Annotated in this window: 8 protein-coding genes and 1 other annotated feature; of the genes, 1 reads left to right on the forward strand and 7 read right to left on the reverse strand. The window is 35.4% G+C overall.

Going from position 1 to position 8572, the window contains the following annotated elements; translation table 11 throughout:
* Positions 1–92 precede the first annotated feature (92 nt).
* The 4 genes from aroD to metG all read right to left on the reverse strand — a co-directional run bounded on the left by aroD (position 93) and on the right by metG (position 4185).
* Positions 93–854: a type I 3-dehydroquinate dehydratase gene (aroD, locus tag BN999_RS09220; protein WP_096271095.1), complete on the reverse strand. Its 762-nt coding sequence runs from the start codon at positions 852–854 to the stop codon at positions 93–95.
* Between the two features lie 65 nt (positions 855–919).
* Positions 920–1783: a phosphotransferase family protein gene (locus BN999_RS09225; RefSeq protein ID WP_096271096.1), complete on the reverse strand. Its 864-nt coding sequence runs from the start codon at positions 1781–1783 to the stop codon at positions 920–922.
* Positions 1784–1886: 103 nt separating this feature from the next.
* A complete protein-coding gene (locus BN999_RS09230) occupies positions 1887–2483 on the reverse strand; it encodes a hypothetical protein (RefSeq protein WP_096271097.1) in 597 nt (198 codons plus the stop codon).
* 67 nt (positions 2484–2550) lie between these two features.
* Positions 2551–4185, reverse strand: a complete 1635-nt coding sequence (metG, locus tag BN999_RS09235) for a methionine--tRNA ligase (RefSeq protein WP_096271098.1) — start codon at positions 4183–4185, stop codon at positions 2551–2553.
* Positions 4186–4238: 53 nt separating this feature from the next.
* Positions 4239–4505 (reverse strand) — a binding site (T-box leader).
* Positions 4506–4636: 131 nt separating this feature from the next.
* Here metG and BN999_RS20585 point away from each other — a divergent pair.
* Positions 4637–4783 (forward strand): hypothetical protein, encoded by a 147-nt coding sequence (locus tag BN999_RS20585; protein ID WP_176481927.1) that lies wholly within the window; start codon positions 4637–4639, stop codon positions 4781–4783.
* Positions 4784–4835: 52 nt separating this feature from the next.
* Here BN999_RS20585 and BN999_RS09240 read toward each other — a convergent pair whose 3' ends face one another.
* Genes BN999_RS09240 through BN999_RS09250 form a run of 3 tightly spaced genes read right to left on the reverse strand, consistent with a single transcriptional unit; the run spans position 4836 to position 8285 of the window.
* The gene (locus BN999_RS09240) at positions 4836–5351 is read right to left on the reverse strand and encodes an RNA polymerase sigma factor (RefSeq protein ID WP_255247429.1); all 516 of its coding nucleotides are present in this window, start codon (positions 5349–5351) and stop codon (positions 4836–4838) included.
* Positions 5352–5371: 20 nt separating this feature from the next.
* On the reverse strand, positions 5372–7615 hold the full coding sequence (locus BN999_RS09245) for a sensor histidine kinase (RefSeq protein ID WP_096271099.1): 2244 nt from the start codon (positions 7613–7615) through the stop codon (positions 5372–5374).
* The gene (locus tag BN999_RS09250; protein ID WP_096271100.1) at positions 7593–8285 is read right to left on the reverse strand and encodes a response regulator transcription factor; all 693 of its coding nucleotides are present in this window, start codon (positions 8283–8285) and stop codon (positions 7593–7595) included. The genes BN999_RS09245 and BN999_RS09250 overlap by 23 nt, the downstream gene beginning before the upstream one ends.
* Positions 8286–8572 lie beyond the last annotated feature (287 nt).

Genomic DNA, 8572 nt, shown 5'->3' on the forward strand with positions numbered 1-8572 from the left:
GGGACGGTTTTTTATTAATATATTATTTTTCTAACCTAATTATAACATGTAAAAATAGTTTGTAAATTAGGTCAACCAGTATTTCTAAATTCCTATAGTTTATGTGATGGATGGAATAACTCTAACGTCCTTCTTAACTCCTTCGCATCTAATTGTCCTGGTGCAGATGCTTCTCTTCCAGCTCCAAATGTTGCTGCAGAGCCAAACACTCCACCTGACAACCTTGTGACTAAACCTTTCTCCCCCATGGATATGGTGATAAAGGGGCGGTCTGCATACTCGTCTTTCATTGTATTAGTAGCATCTAATAATGTGACAACATCTTGGGTAGAATTCGGCATGACAGCAATTTTCGGTATATCAGCACCAAGTTCCTGCATGTTTCGTAAACGATTAACGATTTCTTCCTTATCTGGAGTTTTATGAAACTCGTGATTGGACATTACCACATATATATTATTCTTCTTAGCAATTGCAACTAATTTCTTTACAATAACATCTCCAAGAAACAGTTCAATATCAACTAAGTCAATTAACTTATTTTCAATAGCGTTCATTATAAGTTCTTGATAGAAAGTCACGGATGCTTCTCTTTTTCCACCTTCTTGAAAGCTTCTAAACGTGAAAAGCAATGGAGTATTTCCTAATAAATCTCGCAACTTCACAAGCATGAAATGGACAGCTGTAAAATCCTCGACATGATCATATGTATCAACTCGCCACTCTACAATATCGGGTTCTAAATTCATCACATGACGCACTTCATCTATAAGCTCTGCATCAGAGCCTCCAACTAATGGAACTATGATCTTCGGAATACCGTTGCCAATGATAATATTTCGCACTTTTAGCATTGCCCAAACACCTACCTCTAAAGCCTAATAGTATCATATTCTTTCTAGAAAAAGAGTAGAGAGCTTTATAATACCATTTGTTTTAACCTTGTTATATTCTCATTAAGAAATTTAGCATGTTCCTCTATACCTCGACGCTTACACCACCCAATACTATTGAAAGCATCGGTAAACTGATAAAACGGCAACACCACTTCCAAATCCATTAATGGACGAATACTTTTATAGCCTTCTTGATAAGCATGATAATAGGTATTATCAAAGCTCAGAAAATCACGATATAGCTTTGTAAAATCAATTTCGGTAGAACCAAAACGAACACTTTCAAAATCAATTACACCCGAAACATGGTCACCATCGATCAAAATATTCGCTGGACGGAAATCCATATGCACGAAGCTTGGTCCATCTGGAGAAGGTAATTGCCGTTTCATATTGTCGAATTTTTCTATTGCCTGTTCAAATAACCGTTCATCTATAACATCTTTGACATCTTTGGCAAAACTATTAAATTGTCTTTCAATAAAGTTAGACCAATTAGAGTATTCATCTTTAATTCCGGTTAATTCTCTATCTTTAGGTGGTCGAATTGTATGAATCGATGCTTGTAGGACTCCAACTTGATATGCTACGGATGTGGATACATTGGTAGATAACGTCACTCCTCTTAATTCGGATAACAGAAAAGCACCTGGACATTCCTCATCACCGGACCAAACATCCAACAATACAGGAGTGGCAACCCTATCTTTTAAGATTTCATATGCTTCTAATTCTCGCTGCCACTTCAGCTTACTATAAGGGATTTTTATATAAACATTTCTACCATTCAACAATTGACATTTATAGACGGTAGAACTAAAGGACTCGTCCACTTCATTTAGTGATAAGACCTGTAATCTAAATTGTTTCAAAACACGATTTAACAAGATGATAACCTCCCCTTACCCCATTTTGAATATTAATACCAACTAATAAAACAACAAAAAATAGAGTGTTCACTCTATTTTTATTGCTATTTCTATTTCTGATCTATTTTTTAAATTCAGCTTTAAGTAAATAAGCTACATCATATTCCTTAAGGTCACTCATATGACTTGCTGGATCTTCGAAAAAGCTTGTAGTTAGTCCGCTCATACCATGCTCATTATCTGAATAACAGATTGCTGCTAATACTATTTCACTATCTGTGATGGTCTTTTCACTAAGACTACCCCAAGTACTCATCATATTAGGAATACCATCTGGGAAATCCTCGCTTCCACTCCCTGAGACAGTGCCACTGTCACTCAAAATTCCAATATAGTAGGAGGAGGAGGGTTCGTTATCAGCCTGATTCGTGGTTGTAAACAAGATAGTCCCCTTTTCATCGATTCCGCCACTCATCCAAGCTACTTTATCATCGACTAATTCACCTGATTCATACTTTTCAAGCCAAATAGCTACTTCCTTGTAGCCGCTTATCCGGTAGTCAAAAGCAAATGATTTATCTGCTACTGTGTCCAAAATTGCTACTTCTCGATTGGTTAATATAGCTTCCTTAATTGAATTTGATTTTTCACTATTAGATTGCTCACAACCAATTAAGATAAAAATAGATATTAACCATATTGAAATGAATTTTTTCATTGGTTTTCCCCTTTGTTACTCCGTTAGCACACCTTCCTATATATTCTACCATAATCTTCAGAATTCATTATAAAGAACCTTGCTTTAATTTCGCTAATTCTTCTTCAATTCTGCTCAAATCAATTCTTTCAAATAATGGTTCTACTCCTTTCAGGGAAGTGGAAGAAAGTTCAATCTCTCCCCACCTAATGTGTTGGATATCTAGTTTCTTTTGAATTGTCTCACTTGAAAATGGAATAAAAGGACTCAACAGTTGTGAAAGGTTAGCAATGATATAGACGCAAGTTGTTAATGTATCGGAACAATCTCCGTGATATTCTTTTATTTGTATCCAAGGCTTCTGTTCATCGAAATATTTATTTGATGAACGGACAAATGAAAAAATTGTTTCTAATGCTTTTTTAAATTGCGAACTAGCTATTAAATCTCCCACCTTATCATAAAGAATCACCACTTCTTCTCTTATTGTTGTATCAATATTCCCATTTGGCGTAATACCATCAAATGATTTTTCTATAAATTTCAATGTACGATTGACAAAGTTACCATAAGCCCCAAGTAGTTCACTATTATGACTATATATAAACTCTCGCCAAGAAAAATCTGCATCTCGAGTCTCTGGTGCATTAGCGATTAGGAAGTATCTTATCGAATCTGGATGATACCGTTCCAGTATCTCAGGTACCCAAACTGCCCAATTACGACTAGTGGATAGCTTTTTCTGTTCTATCGTTAAATACTCATTGGATACAATATGCGTAGGGAGAGACTTAATGCCAATGGCTGATAAAATAGCTGGCCAGATAATGGTGTGAAATGGAATATTATCTTTTCCATGTACATAGTAAGAAGTTGTCTCCTCATTCCAAAATAGAGACTCATCTTTTCCAGTATGATGTGCCCATTGTTTACTTGCCGAATAATAACCCGTCACAGCTTCAATCCATACATAAATCTTTTTATCCTGATAACCATGAACAGGTACGCTTACCCCATTTGGCAAGTCTCTTGAAACAGCTCGATCCACTAGACCTTCTTTTAAATATCTCTCTGATAATTGAATTGCATTTTCTCTCCATAGCTCCTTTGATTTTGCCTGTAAAACATAATCCTCAATCTCATCCTGCAAGGAAGCCAACTCAAAATAAAAATGTTCTGTTGATTTTATAATTGGTTCATCCCCGCATGTCTTACAAGTCTTGTTGATTAGTTCAATTGGGTTTAATATATTGGAGCAATCATCACATTGATCTCCCCTTGCTTCTGCACCACAATGCGGACAAATCCCCTCTACAAATCGATCCGGTAAGAATTGTACACATGTATTACAAAAGCATTGTTCCTCAACCTTTTTATAAAGTCTTCCATTTTTAAGTAACTGCAGAAAAACATCTTGGACTACCTGATGATGAATTGGGCTATCTGTTCTCGTATAACAATCATAGGTAAACCCTAATTTATCAAAGGTGTCCTTAAATTCTTTGTGATATCGATTCGCGATATCTTTTGTTGAAATTCCTTCCTGTTTAGCTTTAATAGCAATCGGTGTTCCATTACAATCACTTCCTGAAACGTACAGAACCCCCTCCCCTTTTAACCTGAAATATCTTGCCAATACATCTCCAGGTAAAAGACTCGATAAGTGCCCAATATGCAGTGAACCATTAGCATACGGCCATGCTCCTCCAATGAAAATACTCATTTACTTCATCCTCCTAAAAAGTAATATAAAAAACCCTCGCCCATAGACAATTGTCTAAGGACGAGGGTTTAGCTCGTGTTACCACCTTAATTCACTAATAACTCACATTATTAGCCTCAGCAAGTACGAAAGTGTCAGCCACTCTTATACCCTGACATTTATAACGGGTGCCAAATCCCGTCAAAGCCTATTTTCTTTAAGAAAGGTCGACTTTGAAGCTCCAAGGCCATTTTCAATCAATGATTTTCTGCTTCTTTTCAGCTACCGAAGCTCTCTGTAAAGAAAATGGATTGATTTACTTTCCTTATCATCGCTAGTTAAAAGTATTTTTACTATTATGACATAGAAATTAGTATTTTAAAAGTCTTAATTATAAAATTTACAAGTACTTTGAAATCAAAACATAGCTTAACCTTACTTGGTAAGACTAAACAACGAGGAGGAGATTGATATGAAAAAGGAATCAAATAATACCAATAAGTCCAATGGAAAGATAATTAAATCCTATACAGCAGAAGAACAAAATCAATTTATTAACAACCTGGCACAAGCTCTTAGGAGCAGTAAAAATAATGATAAGGATAACGAGGATATGTAACCACAAATCACGAAACCCAGCATTTTTCCATAAACACTGGGGTTTCTCCATATTAAGCACTAAGTTTATCTTGTATTTGAAGCATCAGTTGTTTCCTTGCACGGCATATTCTTGTTTTCACTGTAGATAGTTTAAGATTTAAACGACTTGCAATTTCTGCTGTTTTTAAATCATCTTTTATTTTGAGTACCATGACGTTTCGGTAAATGGTGCACAAAGCTAGAATTCCTTCCTCAACATCTTTGACTAAAAAGTCAAACTCTACTTCTTTTTCCACGTGTTGATTATGCTCTATATTTAGATTCAGAAGTTCACTTTCCTCCATCAAAATACCTCTTTTACTTTTTTCATACCGAATCATATCAATGGCTGTCCTCTTTGCAATAACGGATAGCCAGGCAGCAATTTTCTCTTTAGAATGGATGTAATCTATTTTCTTCATTGCTTTAATAAAAGTTTCCTGAACAATATCCTCTGCTAGTTGAATATCCTTTACCATAGCGGTAATTTGATGAACTAACCGTTGATAATGAAGACTATATATTTCAGAGAAATCAATTGTATTCATTCATAAGACCTTCTTTCCCCCTAATCTTGTACGGATAGCGAAATGGTTACTTTAAATAAATCACCATCCGTTTCTATCTCTAATTTGCCATCATGAAGCTCCACAATAGATTGCGCAATGGCCAACCCAAGTCCACTTCCATCTGTATGGCGTGATGTATCACCACGTTTAAACCGCTCAAATAATTCATCGGTATTGTCATTTAGTTCATATTTAGATACATTTTTAAAGGTTATGAATGCCTTACCTTTATCCGTTGATAAATTTATGAATACTCTAGAATGTTCCAACGAATATTTCAAAATGTTCCCGATTAAATTATCAAACACACGCCACAGCTTCTGACCATCTACTACTGCATTTATTGGTGGATCATCATGTGACACTCTAAACTGTAAAGAAGATTCTTTGATCATGTCATCGTATTCTCCTAATGCTTGTTGTAAAAGTTGGACAAGGTCAACCGGTTCCTTTCGTAATTCAATAGTTCCGCTTGCCATCTTAGATACCTCAAATAAGTCATCAATTAGCACCTTTAACCTTTTTGATTTCCGGTCAATAATTTCTAAATAAGCCGCACTATCCTCACCTATATCCTTTTGGTCTTTTAATAGCTCTGTATAGGTAATAATGGAGGTTAGTGGAGTTCGCAAATCATGACTAACATTGGTAATCAGCTCTGTTTTTAATCGTTCACTTTTTGCTTGTTCGGTTTGAGATTGTTTAACACCTTGCTTTAAAACATTAATATTATCTGCTAATGTGGCAAGTACCGTATTTCCTTTTATTTGGAGATCTCCACTTAAGTTACCTGCTGCTAATTCATTGGTTTTATCAACAATTCGATTAAATTCTCCAATTTTATTAACAATTAATAGAGCTAGTGGAATACCAACTCCACCTAGTAAAAATATATAGAATACACCATAAATTGGATGGCCAACTGTAAGTAAAGCAGCTATTCCTAATGCAAATACCATTCCAAATAACAAGATTATTTGCGTACCGGTTGTCTGACCTAAAAATGCTTCTTTTAACTTTCCAACTAATATAAGCAAGTATTTTCTAGATACAAAAAATATTTTACTTACTAGGCTGTGTTTCCATTGGCCATATAGACCTTTCCAATCCTTTAACGTTTTCAAAAGATAAACTGCTTGAGTTAAGGTTAAAAAAAGTCCTATTGGGAAGAGCATTACGCCAAATACGATATCAGGAATGTAGGCGGTACTTAAATAATAATAAATCTCTTCTACCAGAATGATTAAGATGAAGCCTGTGAAGATTATCGAAAGACCAAATAACAATATCCTTACATCAATCGGAATCTTGTCGTAGTATTTTTTCCAGTTCATCACAGTTGCACGTGACTTGGTTGCCTTTTTAAAAATAATAAGCGACAGGAATAGAGCTAATATAGCGGTAGCCGTTACACACCAATATATAATCTGATTGATTCTGTACTCCTCAAATCGGTCCATAAAGTAATTAGAAGAAGATATATCTTTTGGAACTCCTATTCTACCTTCCAGTTCCATATCATAAACTTGCAAAATATTATGGGCTTCCTTACTTTTTGCAATCTCATAATCAATCATGCTCCAAGCACCAAAAGCTATGTCTCTATAAAACAAGGTATTACTTTCGTTAATTTCACTAACAGCCGTTGCTTTATCAGAATCAGATAAATTTGTATAGACTTTTCCTGTGTTCGTGTTCTTAAAATAGAATTGAAAGCTATCTTTTAGCTGATTATACTGGGAACGATATTTCTCTCTTTCCTTGTAATACTCCTTGAGTATCTCTTCCTTCTCTTTTATTATTTTTGCTTCCACATAACTATCACTTTCGAAGTTCTTTGTAATATCATTAATCTTTGCATCTCGTTCTCTTATGTATGCTTCTGCAACTTCTTCATTTTCCTCATCCATTGCATTTTGAATAAGTACTTCATATCGTTGGTTAATGCTATCAAGTTGTTCTGAAAGTTCCCCATAACGATAGCGATGCTCCTCAATCTCTTCTTTTGTTACCGTTATTCCTTCCATTGCCTCTTTTAATGACTTACCATTCACTTCAAACATCGTAAAATACGTAGTGAACTGATCCACTCCATCATATTGAAAATCAGATGTATGAAAATAATTCTTATGTGCATAATGATATCCTTTGTCAGCAAGCAAGAAAACACCACTTATCCCAATAGTAAAAAGAATGGAACAGGTAAGCAGAATAACTAGACTACTTTTCCATTTTGTACCCAATGCCCCACACCACCTTTAAAAACCTCGGATTCTTTGAATCAATTTCAATTTTCTCGCGGATTTTCCGTATATGAACCGCTACAGTATTTTCTGCATTATAATTTGGTTCCTTCCAGACTCGTTCATAAATCTCATTAATGGAAAAAACTCGCCCAGCATTCGTCATAAGAAGCTCGACAATTTTATATTCAATTGGTGTTAACTTCACTATCTCACCATGTGCCGTTACTTCTTTAGAGGCTGGGTCTAGCGTTAGCCCATTAAGATCAATGACTTTATTGGCACCTTCAAAAGTCCCCAGAGTCACATATCTTCTTAGCTGTGATTTCACCCTAGCTACCAGTTCCATTGGATTAAACGGCTTGGTTATGTAATCGTCCGCCCCCACCTGTAGTCCTAGTATTTTATCGGTATCTTCACTTTTTGCACTTAAAATAATGATAGGAATGTTCTTCTGCTCCCTGATCTTATAAGTAGCAGAAATACCATCTAACCTAGGCATCATCACATCTAATATAATGAGATGCACATCATGGTCATGTAAGATCTCTAAAGCATCAATACCATCCTTTGCCTTTAATACCGTCACCCCTTCATTTTTTAGATAAATTTCAATCGCATCACGTATTTCTTTTTCATCATCGACAACTAATACATTATACTTGGCCACCATATAACCACCCTCAGCGCTTTCTAACTTGTCTCTATCATAACCAGTAAATCTTAATTTTCATTTAGTAAATTTCTTAAGACTTTCTTAAGATTCTATGATTCTATTATATAGTTCTTTTAGAAAAGAAAAAGATTTGCCTTGTAGACAATGAAAAAATAGAGGCTGGGACATAACTAAAAGTATAAGTTGAGAACCTGAACGAAACACCACATCAGCTCCGGAAATATACGGAGACTCCTACGGGAGGATAGGCATCGGTGAGACCCCGGAAGAGCTTTAGCTCT

It is taken from the genome of Paucisalibacillus globulus, from assembly GCF_900184735.1.
Classification (GTDB): Bacteria; Bacillota; Bacilli; order Bacillales; family Amphibacillaceae; genus Ornithinibacillus; species Ornithinibacillus globulus_B.